At 72.9% G+C, this 17,230-nt stretch carries 19 protein-coding genes; 7 read left to right on the top strand and 12 right to left on the bottom strand.

Annotated elements, in window-relative coordinates; all coding sequences use genetic code 11:
• Positions 1-37 precede the first annotated feature (37 nt).
• From IFT90_RS12975 to IFT90_RS12960, 4 genes are read left to right on the top strand one after another with little or no spacing between them, the layout of a single operon-like run.
• A complete protein-coding gene (locus tag IFT90_RS12975) occupies positions 38-529 on the top strand; it encodes a ribose-5-phosphate isomerase (RefSeq protein ID WP_192042646.1) in 492 nt (163 codons plus the stop codon).
• Complete coding sequence (locus tag IFT90_RS12970; RefSeq protein WP_371740955.1) at positions 526-1,371, top strand: triose-phosphate isomerase; 846 nt, start codon at positions 526-528, stop codon at positions 1,369-1,371. The genes IFT90_RS12975 and IFT90_RS12970 overlap by 4 nt, the downstream gene beginning before the upstream one ends.
• Positions 1,368-2,177: a sugar phosphate isomerase/epimerase family protein gene (locus tag IFT90_RS12965; RefSeq protein ID WP_371740956.1), complete on the top strand. Its 810-nt coding sequence runs from the start codon at positions 1,368-1,370 to the stop codon at positions 2,175-2,177. The genes IFT90_RS12970 and IFT90_RS12965 overlap by 4 nt, the downstream gene beginning before the upstream one ends.
• Entirely contained in the window at positions 2,170-3,084 is a 915-nt protein-coding gene (locus IFT90_RS12960) for a phosphogluconate dehydrogenase C-terminal domain-containing protein (RefSeq protein ID WP_192042645.1), read from the top strand. The genes IFT90_RS12965 and IFT90_RS12960 overlap by 8 nt, the downstream gene beginning before the upstream one ends.
• A 19-nt stretch (positions 3,085-3,103) precedes the next feature.
• Here IFT90_RS12960 and IFT90_RS12955 read toward each other — a convergent pair whose 3' ends face one another.
• The 10 genes from IFT90_RS12955 to IFT90_RS12910 form a co-directional block, all read right to left on the bottom strand.
• Positions 3,104-3,778, bottom strand: a complete 675-nt coding sequence (locus IFT90_RS12955; RefSeq protein WP_192042644.1) for a GntR family transcriptional regulator — start codon at positions 3,776-3,778, stop codon at positions 3,104-3,106.
• 50 nt (positions 3,779-3,828) lie between these two features.
• Positions 3,829-4,593: a triose-phosphate isomerase gene (locus IFT90_RS12950; RefSeq protein WP_371740957.1), complete on the bottom strand. Its 765-nt coding sequence runs from the start codon at positions 4,591-4,593 to the stop codon at positions 3,829-3,831.
• Positions 4,594-4,595: 2 nt separating this feature from the next.
• Entirely contained in the window at positions 4,596-5,642 is a 1,047-nt protein-coding gene (locus IFT90_RS12945; protein ID WP_192042643.1) for a 4-hydroxythreonine-4-phosphate dehydrogenase PdxA, read from the bottom strand.
• Positions 5,639-6,118, bottom strand: coding sequence for a ribose-5-phosphate isomerase (locus tag IFT90_RS12940; protein WP_192042642.1), 480 nt, complete (start codon positions 6,116-6,118; stop codon positions 5,639-5,641). Before IFT90_RS12940 ends, IFT90_RS12945 begins: the two co-directional genes overlap by 4 nt.
• Positions 6,119-6,121: 3 nt before the next feature.
• Entirely contained in the window at positions 6,122-7,915 is a 1,794-nt protein-coding gene (locus IFT90_RS12935; RefSeq protein WP_192042641.1) for a dihydroxyacetone kinase family protein, read from the bottom strand.
• The gene (locus tag IFT90_RS12930) at positions 7,912-8,916 is read right to left on the bottom strand and encodes a sugar phosphate isomerase/epimerase (RefSeq protein ID WP_192042640.1); all 1,005 of its coding nucleotides are present in this window, start codon (positions 8,914-8,916) and stop codon (positions 7,912-7,914) included. Before IFT90_RS12930 ends, IFT90_RS12935 begins: the two co-directional genes overlap by 4 nt.
• On the bottom strand, positions 8,913-10,463 hold the full coding sequence (locus IFT90_RS12925) for a tripartite tricarboxylate transporter permease (RefSeq protein ID WP_192042639.1): 1,551 nt from the start codon (positions 10,461-10,463) through the stop codon (positions 8,913-8,915). The genes IFT90_RS12930 and IFT90_RS12925 overlap by 4 nt, the downstream gene beginning before the upstream one ends.
• Positions 10,464-10,475: 12 nt before the next feature.
• The gene (locus IFT90_RS12920) at positions 10,476-11,093 is read right to left on the bottom strand and encodes a tripartite tricarboxylate transporter TctB family protein (protein WP_192042638.1); all 618 of its coding nucleotides are present in this window, start codon (positions 11,091-11,093) and stop codon (positions 10,476-10,478) included.
• Positions 11,090-12,055: a tripartite tricarboxylate transporter substrate binding protein gene (locus tag IFT90_RS12915; RefSeq protein WP_192042637.1), complete on the bottom strand. Its 966-nt coding sequence runs from the start codon at positions 12,053-12,055 to the stop codon at positions 11,090-11,092. Before IFT90_RS12915 ends, IFT90_RS12920 begins: the two co-directional genes overlap by 4 nt.
• 283 nt (positions 12,056-12,338) lie before the next feature.
• Positions 12,339-12,878: a MarR family winged helix-turn-helix transcriptional regulator gene (locus IFT90_RS12910; RefSeq protein WP_192042636.1), complete on the bottom strand. Its 540-nt coding sequence runs from the start codon at positions 12,876-12,878 to the stop codon at positions 12,339-12,341.
• A 45-nt stretch (positions 12,879-12,923) separates the two neighbouring features.
• Here IFT90_RS12910 and IFT90_RS12905 point away from each other — a divergent pair, with 45 nt between their 5' ends.
• On the top strand, positions 12,924-14,156 hold the full coding sequence (locus IFT90_RS12905; RefSeq protein ID WP_244644966.1) for an FAD-dependent monooxygenase: 1,233 nt from the start codon (positions 12,924-12,926) through the stop codon (positions 14,154-14,156).
• 30 nt (positions 14,157-14,186) lie between these two features.
• Here the strand turns inward: IFT90_RS12905 and IFT90_RS12900 are convergent, their stop codons facing one another.
• Complete coding sequence (locus tag IFT90_RS12900; protein ID WP_192042635.1) at positions 14,187-14,789, bottom strand: TetR/AcrR family transcriptional regulator; 603 nt, start codon at positions 14,787-14,789, stop codon at positions 14,187-14,189.
• 62 nt (positions 14,790-14,851) lie between these two features.
• Between IFT90_RS12900 and IFT90_RS12895 the strand changes: the two genes are divergently transcribed.
• A complete protein-coding gene (locus tag IFT90_RS12895) occupies positions 14,852-15,499 on the top strand; it encodes an NAD(P)-dependent oxidoreductase (protein ID WP_192042634.1) in 648 nt (215 codons plus the stop codon).
• Between the two features lie 16 nt (positions 15,500-15,515).
• Here the strand turns inward: IFT90_RS12895 and IFT90_RS12890 are convergent, their stop codons facing one another.
• On the bottom strand, positions 15,516-16,130 hold the full coding sequence (locus tag IFT90_RS12890) for a TetR/AcrR family transcriptional regulator (RefSeq protein WP_192042633.1): 615 nt from the start codon (positions 16,128-16,130) through the stop codon (positions 15,516-15,518).
• Between the two features lie 174 nt (positions 16,131-16,304).
• On the opposite strand from IFT90_RS12890, the gene IFT90_RS12885 reads away from it, so the two are divergent.
• On the top strand, positions 16,305-17,192 hold the full coding sequence (locus IFT90_RS12885) for a chlorophyllase (RefSeq protein WP_213016757.1): 888 nt from the start codon (positions 16,305-16,307) through the stop codon (positions 17,190-17,192).
• The last annotated feature ends 38 nt before the right edge of the window (positions 17,193-17,230 follow it).

Below are 17,230 nucleotides of genomic sequence, written 5' to 3'. Positions count from 1 at the left end.
CGGCCGCCGCTCCCGCCACTCCACGAAAGGCACCACCATGACTGACCAGCTGCGCATCGTCGTCGGATCGGACGACGCCGGGTTCGACTACAAGGAGATCCTCAAGGCGGACCTCGCCGCGAACGACGGGGTGGCGTCCGTCGTCGACGTCGGCGTCGGGGCCGACGGGCACACGGCCTACCCCCACGTCGCCGTGGACGCCGCCCGGATGGTCGCCGAGGGGAAGGCCGACCGGGCCATCCTGCTCTGCGGCACCGGCCTCGGCGTGGCCATCGCCGCCAACAAGGTCCCCGGCGTCCGTGCCGTCACGGCCCACGACACCTTCTCGGTCGAGCGCTCCGTGCTCTCGAACGACGCGCAGGTGCTCTGCATGGGCCAGCGCGTCATCGGCGTCGAGCTGATGCGGCGCCTGGCGAAGGAGTTCCTGACCTACCGCTTCGACACCTCCAGCGCGTCGGCCGAGAAGGTCGCCGCCATCTGCGGCTACGACGGCTCCGGCGAGCCCGTCGGCATCGACGCGCGGGCGTGAGCGACGTCGTGGACTCCCCCTCGACGGCCCCCTTCACGATCGGGGTGAGCCTGAAGATGTACTTCTCGCACGCTCGGTCGGTCGCGTGGGCCACCGAGGTCGCGCACGTCGCCCGTCGCCACCCGGCCGTCCGTGACGGCGTGGTCGACCTCTTCGTCGTCCCGTCGTTCCCGGCCCTCGTCCCCGTCCGGGAGGCGCTGGTCGGGACGGGCGTGCGCCTCGGCGCCCAGGACCTCGCGACCCACGACTCCGGCCCCTTCACCGGGGAGGTCAGCGGCGCCGAGCTGGCCGAGGTCGGCTGCACCCTCGCCGAGATCGGGCACGCCGAGCGGCGCACGCTGTTCCACGAGGACGACGCGGCCGTCGCCGCCAAGACGGCGGCCGCGCTGCGGAACGGCATCACCCCGCTGCTGTGCGTGGGCGAGGAGGCCGAGGCGTCGCCCGCCGTCGCCGCGCTCGAGGTGGCTGCGCAGATCGACGCCGCCCTGGCCGCGGCGGACGTCGCAGGACTCGACGGGCCCCTCCTGGTCGCCTACGAGCCGGTCTGGGCCATCGGGGCGCCAGTGCCGGCGTCGCCCGGCCACATCGCGGCCGTGGTCGCCGCCGTCGAGGAGCGTCTCGCCGAGCTCCCCGGGCGCTCTGGCAGCCGCGTCATCTACGGCGGCAGCGCCGGCCCCGGCCTGCTCACGGATCTCGGCGGAGACGTGCGGGGGCTGTTCCTCGGGCGCTTCGCCCACGACCCGGCCGCGGTCGAGCGCATCCTGGACGAGGCGCTCGCCCTCGACGCGGCCGCGACGTCGCCGACCTCGACGGCGGCGTCGAGGACTCAGGTGACGTCGTGATCGGCCTCAGCACCTACGCCTACTTCTGGCGCGGCAGCGACCTCGTTCCTGATCCCTCGACGCTCGACGACATGCTGCGCGACACCGCCGCCCAGGGCGTCCGGCTGTTCCAGATCTGCGACCACGCCCCGCTCGCCGGGTACGACGACGACCAGCTCGCGGCCCTCAGGTCCCTCGCCGACGAGCTCGGGCTGACGCTCGAGCTCGGCACCCGCGGCACGCAGCCGGCCGTGCTGCGGACGTGGCTGCGCCTCGCCGTCGCGCTCCGCGCCCCCCTGGTGCGCAGCATGTGGACCGCCGGCGACGACCGGCCCGACGCGGTCGAGACCGAGCGCCGCCTGCGCGAGGTCCTGCCCGAGTACGAGGAGGCGGGGGTCACCCTCGCCCTGGAGACCTACGAGCAGGTCGGCTCGGCCGAGCTCGTCGACGTGGTGAGCCGCGTCGGCAGCCCCCGGCTCGGCATCGTGCTCGACCCGGCGAACACCGTGGCGAACCTGGAGCACCCGGCCGACGTGACTGCGCGCTGCCTGCCCTACGTCGCCAACTGGCACGTCAAGGACTTCGCCTTCTCGCGGAAGGACGGCTGGGTGGGCTTCGCCCTCACCAGCACCCCGCTCGGCGAGGGCCGCCTCGACTACGACGGGATCCGCGCGGCGCTCGACGAGCGCGACGGAGGCGCCACCCGCGTCAACCAGGTCGTCGAGCACTGGCTGCCCTGGCAGGGCGACCCCGAGACCACCACCCGGCTCGAAGCCGAGTGGACGACACGATCCATCTCTCAGCTAAGGAGCAAGAACAATGACTGACACCCTCGACACCACCAGCCCGAGCGTCACGTACGCCGACGGCCAGGGCTCGCCCGACGTGACGGTCGCCGTCATCGGCGCCGGCGGCAAGATGGGCCAGCGCGTCTCGAACAACCTCGCCAAGAGCGCCTACACGACGCTCTACAGCGAGGCCTCCCCCGCCGGCGTCGAGCTGATCGAGTCTCTCGGCCGCACGGTCACGCCGACGGACGCCGCCGTCGCCGACGCCGACGTCGTCATCCTCGCCGTGCCCGACGTGGTGCTCGGCAAGGTCTCCGAGCAGGTCGTGCCCGCCATGAAGAGCGGCGCGGTCATCCTCACCCTCGACCCGGCCGCCGCCTACGCCGGCCTGCTCGCCGTGCGCGAGGACATCCACTACGCGGTCGCGCACCCGTGCCACCCCTCGGTGTTCCTCGAGCGCACCACGAAGGAGGAGTGGGCCGACACGTTCGGCGGCGTCGCCGCCCCGCAGGAGGTCGTCGCGGCCCTCGAGGGCGTGCCTGCGGACTCGCCGGTCCGCGAGCTCGCGACCCAGGTCATCTCGACGATCTACGCCCCCGTCATCGCGGTGCACTACGTCACGGTCAAGCAGCTCGCCGTCCTCGAGCCGACCCTCGTCGAGACGATGGCCTGCATGATCGGCGCGTTCCTCAAGGAGGCGCTCGAGGAGACCGTCGACGGCGTCGGCGTCCCCTACGAGGCGGCTCGCGCGATGCTCTACGGCCACACCTGGATCGCGCTGACCAACGGCCTCCGCGGCTCGAACCCCTTCAGCGACGCCTGCCACATCGCGATGGACTACGGCCGCGAGTCGATCATCAAGGAGGACTGGAAGAAGATCTTCGACGACAGCCAGCTCGACAGCGTCATCGCGCGCATGCTGAAGATCGACGCCGTCCGCCGCTAGGCCGTCGTGCGCGGGCCGGTCACGCCTCGGCGGCGGCTCGCCCGCGCACCGCGTCGACGTGGGCCTGCATGGCCGTCCCTGCTGCGTCCGGGTCGCCCGAGTCGAGCGCATCGCGCACTGCCCGGTGCTCGCGGATCGCGTGGTCGGCGTCGCTGACGCCCAGCCCGCCGAACATCCGGAACCGCTGCGCCTGCCCGCCGAGCGACTCGAACGCGCGGTGCAGGAACGGGTTCGCGGCCTGCTGCGCGATCAGCTCGTGGAAGGTCTCGTCGGCCTCCCAGTAGGCGTGGTACTCGGCGAAGGTCGGCCCCTTCGGCGCCTCGGCGAGACGGGTCACGGTCTCGTCGAGGGCCGAGATGAAGGCGTCCGTGCGCCGAGGAGCGGCGAGCCGTGCGACCGCGGGCTCGATGACGCCGCGCGCGTGCATGAGGTCGTCGAGCTCGGCGCCGGTCAGCAGCGGAGCCGCCCGGTAGCCCCGCAGGGCAGCTCGGGTGACGAGACCGGTCGACTCGAGTCGCGCCAGCGCCTCCCGGATCGGCGTCTGCGACACGTCGAGGTCGCGAGCCAGGGCGTCGATGTTGAGCGGCGTCCCCGGGGGCAGCGTGTCGTCGAAGAGCCTGCGGAGCAGCTCGTCGTAGACACCGTCCGACAAGGACACCCGCTTCGGTCGGCGCTGTCCGTCGGTGGCTGGCATCCGCCCAGTGTTCCACACGCCGGGAACGGTCGTCTTTCCTATAGGCAGGCTCATCGAGCCCGCTGTCCCGAGATGCGTGGGGAACGACGGGAGGCGGCGAGCGCCTCGTCGAGGACGCTCGCCACCCCGGCGACGTCGTGGGCACGCCTCCCGAGGAAGAGCCCGTCGACAGCCGGTGCCGTCGCCGCCAGCAGTCCCGGCCCGGCGCTGCCCCCGTAGACGAGCCGGGCACCGGCGACTCCCTCGGGCAGTCCCGCCCTGAGCGCCTCCGCGACTCCCACGACGTGGCCGGCGGGTGCCGGCTCCGCCGCCCCGATGGCCCAGACGGGCTCGTGGGCCACGACGAGCGGCCCGTCGCCCGCGGCGGCGGCGACCTGGGCCAGGCACGACGCCGCGGCCTCCACGGGGCCGACCCGCGTCTCCTCCCCCACGCAGAGCCACGGCACGAGCCCCGCCTCCCGGCTGCGCAGGACCTTCTCCGCGACCACCGCGTCCGTCTCGCCGAGCAGCCTGCGACGCTCGGCGTGGCCGACCTCGACGTACGCGACGCCCAGGTCCGCGAGGAGCGACGCGACGTCCTCGCCGGTCACCGCGCCTCCGGCGAAGCGGCTGACGTCCTGCGCCATGACCTCGACGCCCGTCCCGTCCAGCAGCCGGACCGCCGCCTCGAGCAGCGGCGTCGAGGGGGCCACGACGAGCTCGACCGCACCGCTGCGCACCGCGACGTGGTCCCTGGCCAGGTCGGCCAGCTCCGCCAGCCACCCGAGGGTGCGCGCCCTCGAGAGGTACGCCTTGGTGCTGATCCCGACGAGCACGGTCAGGGCTGGCGGACGGCGCGACGGCCGGCCACCGCGATGGCGACGTCGAGCGCACGCTGGCTCGACGTGACGCTGGCGACTCCTGTCCCGGCGATGTCGAACGCCGTGCCGTGCGCGGGCGTCGCGATGACGACGGGCAGGCCGCCCTGCACGGTGACCCCGCCGTCGAAGCCGAGCAGCTTGATGGCGATCTGGCCCTGGTCGTGGTACATCGTGACGATGCCGTCGTAGCGCTCGCGGGCACCGACGAAGATCGTGTCCGAGGGGAACGGGCCGACCACGTCGATCCCGTCTGCGGCAGCCTCGGCCACGCCGGGGGCGATCACGTCGATCTCCTCCCGGCCGAAGATGCCGTTCTCGCCGTTGTGCGGGTTGAGGCCGCAGACGCCGAGCCGGGGGCGCTCGACGCCCGAGTCGCGCAGCAGCTCGTCGAGCAGCCGCACCGCGTCGACGACGCCCTGGGTCGTGATGCGGTCGGCCACGTCGCGGATCCCGATGTGCGAGGTGACCCGCGCCGTCCAGAGGCCGGGGATGATGTTGATCTCGCTCGTGACGCCCTCGCTGCGCAGCTCCTTCGCGAACCAGCGCAGCTCGTCCTCCTCGGTCATGCCGCCGAGGTGGAGGCTCGTCTTGTTCAGGGGCGTGAAGACGATGGCGCCGACCTCGCCCGCGTTGGCCAGGTCGATGGCCCGCCGCAGCTGGTGCAGGGCGCGCTCCCCCGCCTCCTTGCTGACCTGGCGCGGGGGGATGGGATCCGCCGGCGCCGACCCGTCGTCGAGCAGCGTGGCGAAGCCGGGCCGGGGCTCGTCGCTGAGCGGGATCGTCACGCCGATCACGGCGGCCGCGGCGTCGAGCTCGGCGCGGTCGGCGAGCACCAGGATGTCGGCGGCCTCGAGGTTGGCAGGATCGGCGAGGAGGCGGGCGGCGAGCTCGGGCCCGACGCCGGCGGGGTCCCCGAGGGTCAGGGCGATGCGGGGACGTGGCGCGACGCCGTCGGCGGCCTCGTCGCGGTGGTGGCTGGCGGAGGCAGGTGTGCTGACGGTCATGCTGCGGATCCTTCCGGGGATTCCTCGTACGAGCTGATGGCGTCGACCTTGGCGGCCGACGCGCCGGTGGGGTCGAAGCGGTGGTCGAGCCACTCCGAGGCGAGACGACGCGCGAGCTCGATGCCGACGACGCGCTGCCCGAAGCAGAGCACCTGGGCGTCGTTCGAGAGCACGGCTCGTTCTACCGAGAAGCCGTCGTGCGCGGTGACCGCACGGACTCCTGGCACCTTGTTCGCGGCGATCGCCACCCCGAGCCCGGTGCCGCAGACCAGCAGGGCGCGGTCGGCACGGCCGTCGGCGACCATCCGGGCGGCCTCGACCGCGACGTGCGGGTAGGCGGTGTGCCCGTCGGGGCCGACGCCGACGTCGACCACGCTCGCGACGCGGTCGTCACCCTCGAGGTCGGCGCGAAGCCTCTCCTTGTACTCGAAGCCGGCGTCGTCGCAGCCGACGACGATGCGCAGTGGTTCTCTCACGGGTCAGGCCTCCTGGCTGGTCGGGATCGGGGTCGGGATCGGGGTCGGGGTCGGGGTCGGTACCGGGGCGTCGGGCGCCGCGGTCGGGATCACCGTCTCGCGAGCGACGACGCCGGCGATGCGCGAGAACGAGACGGCGCCCGCGTCCGGGTGGCCGACGCTCTTCTCGGCGAGGGGCCGGGCACGGCCGAGGCGGGGGCGGAGGTGCGCGGTCGCGTCGGCCGCCTCGTCGGCTGCCTCTGCGGCACGCGCCCACGCGTCCGGCAGGTCGAGGCCGTCCGCCGCCGCCCGGTGCAGGGCATCGACCAGGGGGACGAACGCGTCGACCAGGGTCTTGTCGCCGACCTCGGCGCCGCCGAGGCGCTGGATCGCCGCGAGTCCCGCCGCGGCGGCCCGTGCCGAGGCCCGCGGATCACGGAGATCGGGCTCGGCGGCCAGGGCGGCCCCGGCGCTGGTGAGGCAGACGCCCCAGAGCGCGCCCGAAGTGCCTCCGGCGTGTTCCGCCCAGCCCTCGCCGGCCTCGGCCAGCACCGTGGAGACACCGGCCCCGCGCTCGACGGCCGCACGAGCCGAGGCCAGAGCCGCGGTGATGCCGCGCGCCATGCCGATCCCGTGGTCTCCGTCGCCGGCCACCGCGTCGAGGCGCCCGAACTCGTCCTCGGACGCCACCACCATCTCCGCGACGCGTTCGAGCCCCGCCAGCAGGGGGCCGCCGACGCGGGCGTGACGCAGGTCGTCGACCGGGAGCACGGCAGGCACCTCGTCGGGCTCGCGGTCGTCCCCGGTGCGGTCGTCGTGCGTCTCGACGGCGCCCTTGCGGAAGGCGGGGCTCGAGGCGGGGCTCCCCCAGAGCTGCTCGAGCTCGGCGTCGACCCAGAAGAAGGTGGCTGACACGCCGGACATGTCGAGGCTCGTGACGAGCTCGCCGACCTCGGGCTGCACGATGGTCACGCCCGCCTCGTCGAGCAGGCGCGCGACGTGGCCGTAGAGCACGAAGAGCTCCTCGTACTTGTAGGTGCCGAGGCCGTTCAGCAGGACGACGACCCGGTCTCCAGCGTCCTCGGGCGCCTCCGCGAGCAACGAGCCCACCAGCAGCTCGGCCAGCTCGCGAGCCGACGGCAGGTCGGCCTCGCCGACGCCGGGCTCGCCGTGGATGCCGAGGCCGATGGACATGCGCCCCTCCGGCACGGTGAAGAGCGGCTCTCTCGCACCCGGCAGGGTGCAGCCGGAGAACGCGACGCCGAAGGAGCGGGTGCGGTCGTTCGCGCGACGCCCGAGCTGCTCGACGCGGTCGAGGTCGTGGCCTGCCTCGGCCGCGGCGCCGAGCACCTTGAACACCGTCAGGTCTCCGGCGATGCCCCGGCGCTTCGCGATCTCGTCCCGGCCGCCGCTGGCGATGTCGTCGGTCACGGCGACGACGCGCACGTCGACGCCCTCGGCCCGGAGGCGCTCGGCGGCCTGGCCGAAGTTCAGCACGTCCCCGGCGTAGTTCCCGAACGACAGCACCACGCCGCCGCCGCGCTGGACGGCCCGCGAGACGCGGCAGACCTGGCCAGCCGACGGCGAGGCGAAGATGTTGCCGTAGGCGACTCCGGCGGCCAGGCCGGGGCCGACGAGTCCGGCGAACGCCGGGTAGTGGCCGGAGCCGCCGCCGACGACGACCGCGACCTGGCCGTCGGCCAGGCGGTCGCGCCTCACGACTCCGCCGTCGACGCGGCGCAGCGACCCGTGTGCGGCCGTGAAGCCGTCGAGGGCCTCGTCGGCGAAGGTGGTCGCGTCGTACTCGAGGATGGTCATGACACCATCTCCTCTCTCGGGTCGGTGACGACGGAGGCGACCAGCGCCTCCTGCTCGTCGAGGACGGCCATCCGCTCGGCGCTGGGCAGCACCCGGCGGAGGTAGTCCCTGTTCAGGGCGGCGACGGAGAGCCCGTCCCCGCCGTAGTGCTCACAGACGAAGGTGCCGCGGAAGCCCGCCTCGACGGCGTCGCGCACGGCGTGCCGGTAGTTGATGAGGCCGAGCTCGAGCGGGGCCGGCAGGGCCGTGTACGTGCCGGTGGCCGGGTCCTCGTCGCGGTGGTAGTTCTTCACGTGCCAGTAGTTGGCATGGGGCAGGGTCGCGGCCAGCGTCTCGCGCCAGTCGTCGATCGGGCGGTGCAGCCGCACCAGGTTGCCGACGTCGGGGTTGAGGCCGACGTTGTCGAGACCCACCTCGGTCACGAGGCGCACGGAGCTCTCGGCGGTCCCGAGGTAGGTGTCCTCGTACATCTCGAGGGTCAGGTCGAGTCCGAGCTGGGCGGCGTGCCGGCCGAGCTCCGAGACGCGCTCGACGGCGAGCCGCCAGTTCTCGGGGTCGTCGGGCGCGTCGACCTCGCCCTGGGCCGTCCAGAACCAGAGGCGTTCGCGCTGCTCCGGCGTGAGCGGTCGGTGGAAGCCGACCGACACGACGCCTGCTCCCAGCCGGGCCGCGGCCTCGAGGGTGCGGTGGCTGTACGCGAGGTTCTCGGAGCCGGTCGCCGGGTCGATGACGCTCGACCGGACGACGCACACGCTGGTGAGGTCGACCCCCGCGGCCCGGCCGGCGGCGGCGAGCTCGTCGAGCCGACGGCCCGGGAGGTCGCCGACTCGCAGCCAGTTGTCGTTGATCTCGACGAGGTCGAACCCGGCCTCCGCGATCTCCTCGAACGAGGCCTGCCACACCTCTGGCTCGGCGTCGAGGGTGCTCGTGCCGTCGCGGCCGACGGCGGGGAACTGGAGCATCGCGGCGGCGATGGGCCAGTCCGCACGGGAGGGGCTCATCGTCCCGCCTCGTCCCGCGCGTGCTCGCGAGCCTCGGCCGCGTCGGGGTCGACCGCGGCAGCTCCGCGGGGGCCTCGACGCACCGCGAACCGGGCGGCCAGCTTCGGGCCGACCATGAGCAGCACGGCGAAGAGCAGGATGCCGACGCTGATGGGGCTCTGCAGCAGCACCAGGAAGCTTCCCTGGCCGATCGCCGACGTCTGCACGAGGGCCTTCTCGAACAGCGGGCCGAGCACGAGGCCCAGCACGAGCGGCGCCATCGGCAGGTCCAGCTCCTTCATGACCCATCCGACGACTCCGAAGATCAGCACGAGCACGACGCTGAACATGTTGTTGCTGACGGAGTACGCGCCGACGAAGCTCGTCAGCAGGATGATCGGGTAGAGGTAGCCGTAGGGGATGCGGAGCATCTGCGCGAAGACCGGCGCGAGCGGCAGGTTCAGCACGAGCAGCATGACGTTGCCGATGAAGAACGAGACGAGCAGGCCCCAGATGAGAGTGGGCTGCGTCTCGAACAGGCGCGGGCCGGGCTGCAGGCCGTAGACCGTGAACGCACCGAGCAGGACCGCGGTCGTGCCGCCGCCCGGGATGCCCAGGGCGAGCGTCGGCACGAAGTTGGCGTTCGCGGCGGCGTTGTTCGCGCTCTCGGGCGCCGCGACGCCTTCGATGGCGCCCTTGCCGAACATGGCCTTGCGGGGCGAGACGCGCTTCTCGATGCCGTAGGCCATGAAGGAGGCCAGGGTCGAGCCCGCACCGGGCAGGATGCCGAGCACGAAGCCGATGCCGCTGCCGCGGAGGATCGGACCGGCGCTGCGCTTCAGCTCGCCCCGGCTGATGACCATGTCGCGGAAGCGGGTGCGGATGGGGGCGTCGGCCCCACGACGGATCTGGTGCAGCACCTCGCCGACGGCGAAGAGGCCGATCATCACCTCGATGAAGGGGATGCCGCTCAGCAGGTTGATGCTGCCGAAGGTGAAGCGGGCGTCGCTGAACCCGGTCGCGACGCCGACCGTCGAGATGAGCAGGCCGGCGGCCGCCATCATGAGGCCGCGGGACAGCGAGCCGCCCGCGAAGCTCACGACGATGACGAGGCCCAGGATCATGATCGCCAGGTTCTGGACCGGGCCGAAGTTCAGGGCCAGGTCCGCGAGCGGCGGCGCGAGCCACATCAGCAGGGCCAGCGAGATGATGGCGGCGACGAACGAGCCGATGGCGCTGATGGCGAGGGCCGAGCCGGCCTTGCCGTTCTTGGCCATCTGGTAGCCGTCGAGCGTGGTGACCACGCTGGCGGCTTCTCCCGGCGTCGAGATGAGGACGCTGGTGATCGTGCCGCCGTACTGCGCGCCGTAGTAGATCCCGGCGAGCATGATCAGCGCGGTGACCGGCTCGAGGGTGAGGGTCAGGGGGATGAGGATGGCGACGCCGGTGGTCGAGCCGAGGCCGGGCATGAGCCCGATCACGGTGCCGAGCAGGACGCCGATGAAGCACCACAGCAGGTTCTCGGGCGTGAACGCCGTCGAGAAGCCGAGGACGAGGTTGTCGATCATGAGGGCCAGTCCCTAGATGAGGCCCAGCAGGCCCTGGGGCAGGGGCACGCTGAGGAGGGCGACGAAGACGGCGTAGGTGACCGCGCCGGCGGCGAGCGCCACGAGGGCGGAGGGGAGCACGCGGCGGCGCTCCACGAAGACGGCGACCACGAAGAGCAGCAGCACGAAGGCGAGCAGGAACCCGACGACCTGCACCATGACGAGCGTCACGACCACGAGCCCGAGCACGACGGCGAGCATCCGGTTCCGCTGACGTTGCGTGCGGCCGAGGATGTCGACGCCGTCGGCGTCGTCGTCGGCCACGAGCGGGGAGTGGATCGACTGGGTGCTCGTCGAGGGGGCGCCCGGGTCGCGCGGGTCCCCGAGGACGACCCCGTCCTCAGGACGGGACGCCGTGTCGAGGATGAGCTCGGCCTGCGTCGGCCGGTCGGACCGGCGACGGAGGCGCCCCACCAGGTCGAGGACCGCGAAGACCGCGACCAGGCCGCCCGCCATCGCGGGCAGGAACCCCGGGCCGATCTCGCCGCCCTCGACGGTCACGCCGTAGCCGAGGCCCCCGAGGAGGGCCGCGACGCCCACGGCCGCGAGGACGGCGCTGGCGGCGATCCCGCCGCGCTGCGCCGCGGTCACTCGCCGAACACCTTCTCGAGGTCGGCGGTGTTCTCGCCGAGGTACGTGGTGAACTCGTCGCCGTACTGGGCGTTGGGCTGGAGGTAGTTGCTCTCGACGTACTCCGTGTAGGCGTCGCTGTCGGCGTAGGCCTGGCCGGCGTCGATCCAGAACTGCTCGGCCTCCTCGCTGATCCCGCCCGGGGCGATGAAGCCGCGGAACTGCGCGAACGAGACGTCGATGCCCTGCTCGCCGGCCGTGGGGATGTCGGCCAGCTCGTCGTACTCGTAGCGCTCCTCCGCGACGGCGCAGAGCGCCTTGAGGTCGCCGGCCTCGAGCTGGGCGATGACCTCGGCCGGGTTGAGCGACGCGACGTCGACCTGGCCGCCGAGGAGGCCCGTGAGCACCTCGCTGCCCGACTCGAACGGGACGCGGTCGAACTCGACGCCCTCCTCCTGCTCGATGAGCGTGAAGACGATCTCGTCGAGCGAGGTCGAGCCGGAGACGGCGGCGACGACGCGCTCGTCGCCGGCGGCGTCGACGACGTCGGTGCAGGTGTCGTAGTCGCTGTCGGCAGGCACGACGATGAGCGTGAAGTCGTCGCCGACCTTCATGATCGGCGTGAAGTCCTCGTACGTGAACTGCACGTCCTGGGTGACCGGCAAGGCGAGCATCGCGGTCTCCGCGGCGAGGAGCAGGTCGTTCCTGCCCTCCTGGCCGAGGAAGTACGAGTAGCCGATGGCGCCGGAGCCGCCCTCGCGGTTCTCGACGCTCACGTTCAGGCCGGTGCCGCCCTCGAGGCCGGAGGCGATGGCCCGCCCGGACAGGCCGCTGCCGCCGCCGGCGCCCATCGGCACGAGCATGGTGACGTTGCCCGTGGGGGCGCCGTCGGAGGATCCTGCGCCGGCGGCGGAGCCGCAGGCAGTCAGGCAGAGCAGGGACGCCGCGGCCAGGCCGGCGACGAGGGGGGTACGTGACTTCATCGTCTTGATCTCCAGTGATCGGTTCCACCCGGGTGCAGACCACCCGCTTCGGCAACTATCGCATATCCTATCGGATCTACGCCAGTCGGATCTCGAGATGCAGGCCCCGACTGCGCCCCGGGAGCATCGCCACGGGCATCTGACGATCGCGCGCCTCGAGGGGTTCCCGGACGCGGCGACGGCGGCCGGGCTCGGGCTCGCCGACGTCGCCGAGCTGCTCGGCGCGCTCGTCGCTCGGGACACCCCGCGGGCGGGGCGCCGGCGCCACCGCCTCCCGCGAGCCTCAGCCCGAGGAGCGTGCCGGCGTCGCGTCGTCGTAGGCGGCGAGCAGGCCCCGGACGAAGTCCTCGACGACTGCGCGCTGGGACTCCCCCAGGGACTCGATCAGCGCCTCCACGCTGTCGATCAGGGGCGCGACGTGGCCCCAGGCGCGGTCGGACGACTCCTCGGAGGCCGTGACGACCAGCTTGCGCCGGTCGGTCGGGTGCGGGTCGCGCCGCAGGTGCCCGGCGGCCTCGAGCCGGTTGAGCACCAGGGTCGTCGCGGCGGTGGAGATGCCGAGGCGGCGCGCGAGCTCGGTCGGGGTCGTCGGCCCCGTCGTCATCAGGTGGTCCATCGCCTCCAGGCCCGCACGGTCCACGTCGAGCTCGGCGGCGAGGTGCTGCTCGAAGCGCTGCTGCCTGATCGCGATCTGCTGCACCTGCGCGCGGAGGTCGCCGCCTGCGCCGTCGCTCCCGTCACGGCGGGCGGCGGTGCGCTCGGCGCGGTCGGTGCGCTCGTTCCGGCTCGGCGGGGTCGAGGGCAGGTCCGGCTTGACGTCCATGCCCACCATGGTAATACTCTATCTTGCCAATCTTATTGATTACCAATGAGCGGAACGACCATGATCCCTGCCAAGACCGCCCTCGTCTCCGGCGCCAGCATCGCCGGGCCGGCTCTCGCGTACTGGCTCGCCGCCTACGGGTGGCAGGTCACCGTCGTCGAGCGTGCGCCCGAGCTCCGCGACGGAGGGCAGAACATCGACGTCCGCGGCGCAGGCCGCACGGTGGCCCGTCGCATGGGAGTCGAGGACGGCATCCGTGACGCCACGACCGGCGAGCTCGGCACGGAGTTCGTCCGGTCGGACGGCAGCACCGTCGCGCAGTTCCCGGCCAGCACCTCCGACACGGGCGGCGCGACGGCCGAGCTGGAGATCCTGCGAGGCGACCTCGCCCGCCTGCTCGTCGACGCCTCGGTCGGCTCTGGGACTGCGGGTGCGGTCGAGTACGTCTTCGGCGACAGCATCGCCGCGATCGACGACCAGCCCGACCACGTCCGGGTGTCGTTCGAGCACGGAGGCGACCGCGACGTCGACCTCGTCGTGATCGCGGACGGGATGAACTCGCGCACCCGTCGACTCGTGTTCGGCAGCGCCCCGACCATCCGACCGCTGGGCCTGGACACCTCGTACCTGACGATTCCGCGGACGGAGCGCGACAGCGACTGGGCGCGCTGGCACAACGCGCCCGGCGGGCGCACGATGACCCTGCGACCCGACACCAAGGGCACGATCCGGGCCACGATGTCGTTCCTGTCGACGCCGGGCGCTCACGCTGGCCTCAGCCCGGACGAACAGAAGGACCTGCTCCGCGAGAAGTTCGCCGACGCCGGCTGGGAGGCGCGGCGCATCCTCGACGGGCTCGAGCAGGAGGGCGACCTCTACTTCGAGCACATCGGTCAGGTGCACGCGCCCGCCTGGACCACGGGACGCGTGGCCCTGCTCGGCGACGCGGCCTGGTGTGCGTCACCGATCAGCGGCATGGGCACGAGCCTCGCCCTCGTCGGCGCCTACGTCCTCGCCGGGGAGATCGCCGCCCATGTCGACCACCGCGACGCGTTCCGCGGCTACGAGCGGATCATGCGCCCCTACGTCGCGCAGGCCCAGCAGCTCCCGCCCGGGGCCCCCCGCCTCGCGAACCCGAGGACCCGTGCCGGGATCGCCGTGCTGAACACCGCCGCGAGGATCGGCGCCAGCCGGGCGTTCAGCGCGGTCGGCGGCACGCTCTTCTCTCCCCCGGCCGATGCGATCGACCTGCCCGACTACTCGCACCTCGTTCGCTGAGGCGGCCCGACCAGCCCGGCGCCGATCCGCTCAGGGCGCCTCGGTGGCCCGCTCCCGGAGGGACGACTCGAGCATCGTGTCGACGGCCGCGTCGACGAGACGGTCGGCCTGCGCCCGGGCGATGCGGCCGGACGAGACGAGCGCCGCGATCCCCTGCATGGTCGCCGCGAAGAGCATCTTGAAGACGTCGCGAGCGTCGGCGTCGGAGGACTCGTCCGCGGCGGGCCCCAGCGCACCGTCGAGCACGGAGAAGAGGACGCCCGCCGCCTCGTGCAGCCGACCGGCCCGCTGGGTCACCTTGGCCTGGAACATGAGCTCCATCAGCGCGGCGTCGTCGATGGCGAAGTCCACGTAGGCCCGCGCCACGCGCCGGAACCGGACGGGCAGGTCGCCGCCGGCCTCCAGCACCCGGCGCACCTCGGCCGTCAGCCGCTCGAAGCCGAACTCCGCGAGGGCGTCGAGCAGCGCCTGACGATCGACGAAGTGGCTCCGGGGGGCACCGTGGCTGACGCCGGCCCGGCGCGCCAGGTCACGGAGCGACAGCCCGTCGACGCCCGACTCCCGGAGGACCGTGGTCGCCTCGTCGAGCAGCACGGCCCGCAGGTTCCCGTGGTGGAAGGGCCGCTGCGTCATCGGCCCAGCATAGACCCGCACTAGTCATTGCCTATTTTCTAGTCAGTGACTAGATTGGCCGCATGACGACTCAGCGATCCCTCCTCGTGTTCGGCGGCACGGGCCAGACCGGCCAGCACTTCACCCGCCTCGCCCTCGGCGACGGACACCGCGTCCGCGTCCTGGCGCGGACGCCCTCGAAGCTCACCCTCGACGACGACCGCCTCGAGGTCGTCCAGGGCTCCGTCACCGACGACCTCGACCTCGACGCGCTGCTCGACGGCACCGACGCGGTCGTGATGATGCTCGGCGACGCGGCAGCCCAGCGCGAGCGCCCGGTGAACACGCCCCTCGTCCAGGCGCTCGTGCCGGCCATGCGTCGCACGGGCACGGAGCGCCTCCTCTACCAGGCCGGCGGGCTGAGCGCCGCGCCCGGCAAGCCGCTCGCCCCTGCCCTCCGGCTGGTGCGGAGCACGATCGCGCGCGGCTACATCGGACAGCACGAGGACAACGAGGCGGTGATGCGGTACCTGGACGAGGAGACGCGGGACATCGCCTGGACGGTCCACCGTGCCGGGATCGGCTCCGACGGCCCGTCCCGGGGCGAGCTGCAGCGCTCGGCCCGCAGGATCAGCATCGGCACCTTCGTCGACTGCGCGAAGTACAACCTCACAGCCCTCTCGGACGACACGACCGTGCACACCTGCGACGGCAGCGCCTACCGGCGATAGCTCAGGCCGGGCTCCCCTAGGGGCCCGCGGGCATCCCGCCGAGCGCGCCGGTCACGAGGGCCTGCACGAGCCGGTCGGCGTCGTAGTCGGGGTCGGTCGCAGCCCCGATGCAGAGGTTGCCGACGCCCCTGAGGAGGCTGTACCCGTCCAGGGGCGCGTCGCCGCCGGCGAGCCCGCGATCCAGGCGAGCCGCCTCCAGCAAGGAGGCGCACACCGGGACGAGGCGGCCGACGAAGTAGGCGTGCAGCGCGTCCGACCCCGCGTCGTCGCCCCGGAGCGCACCGGGCAGGCCGTGCTTCGTGACGAGGAAGTCCACGAACAGCGCGATCCACTCCCGCAGCGCCTCCTCAGGGGACGAGCGCTCGGCGAGGAGGCGCGGGCCGGCCTCCGCACACGCCTCGACCTGGTGCCGGTAGACGGCGACGACCAGCGCCGGACGGGTCGGGAAGTGGCGGTAGACGGTGCCCACCCCGACGCCGGCGCGGGCGGCGATCTCCCGTACAGGCGCGTCGACGCCCGACTCCACGAACACCGCGGCGGCGGCGGCGAGCAAGGCCTGCGGGTCCTGTCGCGGACGGCCTGGGGGCCTGGTCCGCGCAGCGGATCGGTCGTCGTCCTGCGGATCGGTCATGTCGCCTCCGTCGAGGTCTCGATCTGGTGCTTGCTTAACGGAACAACGTTCCGTAACGTTGCGGAGCGTTGCTCCGATAGTCAGTCTCGCAGAGCACACCCTCAGGAAGGAAGCACCATGCCCTCAACCGCCACCACTCCGCTAGACAGTGTCATCGGGACTCCGAGCCCCGTCGTGTCCGTCGCCCCCGTGAGGCTGGCCGCCCCGGGCCGCCCCGTCCCGCTCGAGGTGCGCGTGTCGGCGCCCGCCACCGGGACGGACCTGCCCGTCGTCGTGTTCTCGCACGGCAACGGCTGGGACCTCGACGGCTACGCACCGCTGACGGCGTTCTGGGCGTCGCACGGCTTCGTCGTCGTCCAGCCCACGCACCTGGACTCCCGCCGGAACGGGTTCGGCCCCGACCACCCCGTCTTCCCCGACATCTGGACCGAGCGGATCTCGGACCTGACGCGCGTGCTCGACCAGCTCGACACCGTCGAGGCCGCCGTCCCGGGCCTCGCCGGCCGCGTCGACCGCAGCCACATCGCTGTGGCCGGTCACTCCTGGGGCGGCCAGACGGCGCAGTCGCTGCTGGGCGCACGGATCCTGGACGACGAAGGAGGCGTCGGCCGAGACAGGTCCGACGCTCGCGTCACGGCGGGCGTCCTGCTCGCCGCGACCGGTCTCGCCGGTGACGACCTGGCTCCGTTCGCCCAGGCGAACTTCCCGTTCATGCGCCCCTCCTTCGCCGAGCTGGCGACGCCGACGCTCGTGGTCGCCGGCGACCACGACCAGTCGAGGATGTCCCGCCGCGGCCCCGACTGGTTCATCGACGCCTACACGCACAGCCCCGGGGCCACCGACCTGCTCACCCTGCACGGCGCCGAGCACTCCCTGGGCGGGATCGTCGGCTACGAGGTCGCCGAGACGACCGACGAGAGCCCCCAGCGGGTCGCCGTCGTCCAGCGGCTGACCACCGCATGGCTCCGCACCGCGCTGAACGTCGACGACGGCAGCTGGGCATCTGCCCGCTCCGCCTTCCACGACGCCGCCGACCCGATCGGCCACGTCGAGAGCAAGTGAGGCGGTTCCCGGTCCACACCCCGGACCGCCTCATTGGT

The sequence above is a fragment of the Frigoribacterium sp. CFBP 8766 genome, assembly GCF_014841435.1.
Taxonomy (GTDB): Bacteria; Actinomycetota; Actinomycetes; order Actinomycetales; family Microbacteriaceae; genus Frigoribacterium.
Note: the sequence above shows the minus strand (reverse complement) of the source record. Positions and strands in the feature narration are given on the sequence as shown.

What these genes read in the sequence shown, in the direction of transcription:
- IFT90_RS12945 (WP_192042643.1), bottom strand. Translation starts at nt 5,642, where the DNA reads ATGACCGTCAGCACACCTGCCTCCGCCAGCCACCACCGCGACGAGGCC.
- IFT90_RS12935 (WP_192042641.1), bottom strand. Translation starts at nt 7,915, where the DNA reads ATGACCATCCTCGAGTACGACGCGACCACCTTCGCCGACGAGGCCCTC.
- IFT90_RS12925 (WP_192042639.1), bottom strand. Translation starts at nt 10,463, where the DNA reads ATGATCGACAACCTCGTCCTCGGCTTCTCGACGGCGTTCACGCCCGAG.
- IFT90_RS12900 (WP_192042635.1), bottom strand. Translation starts at nt 14,789, where the DNA reads ATGACGCAGCGGCCCTTCCACCACGGGAACCTGCGGGCCGTGCTGCTC.
- IFT90_RS12910 (WP_192042636.1), bottom strand. Translation starts at nt 12,878, where the DNA reads ATGGACGTCAAGCCGGACCTGCCCTCGACCCCGCCGAGCCGGAACGAG.
- IFT90_RS12895 (WP_192042634.1), top strand. Translation starts at nt 14,852, where the DNA reads ATGACGACTCAGCGATCCCTCCTCGTGTTCGGCGGCACGGGCCAGACC.
- IFT90_RS12915 (WP_192042637.1), bottom strand. Translation starts at nt 12,055, where the DNA reads ATGAAGTCACGTACCCCCCTCGTCGCCGGCCTGGCCGCGGCGTCCCTG.
- IFT90_RS12975 (WP_192042646.1), top strand. Translation starts at nt 38, where the DNA reads ATGACTGACCAGCTGCGCATCGTCGTCGGATCGGACGACGCCGGGTTC.
- IFT90_RS12955 (WP_192042644.1), bottom strand. Translation starts at nt 3,778, where the DNA reads ATGCCAGCCACCGACGGACAGCGCCGACCGAAGCGGGTGTCCTTGTCG.
- IFT90_RS12890 (WP_192042633.1), bottom strand. Translation starts at nt 16,130, where the DNA reads ATGACCGATCCGCAGGACGACGACCGATCCGCTGCGCGGACCAGGCCC.
- IFT90_RS12930 (WP_192042640.1), bottom strand. Translation starts at nt 8,916, where the DNA reads ATGAGCCCCTCCCGTGCGGACTGGCCCATCGCCGCCGCGATGCTCCAG.
- IFT90_RS12960 (WP_192042645.1), top strand. Translation starts at nt 2,170, where the DNA reads ATGACTGACACCCTCGACACCACCAGCCCGAGCGTCACGTACGCCGAC.
- IFT90_RS12905 (WP_244644966.1), top strand. Translation starts at nt 12,924, where the DNA reads ATGAGCGGAACGACCATGATCCCTGCCAAGACCGCCCTCGTCTCCGGC.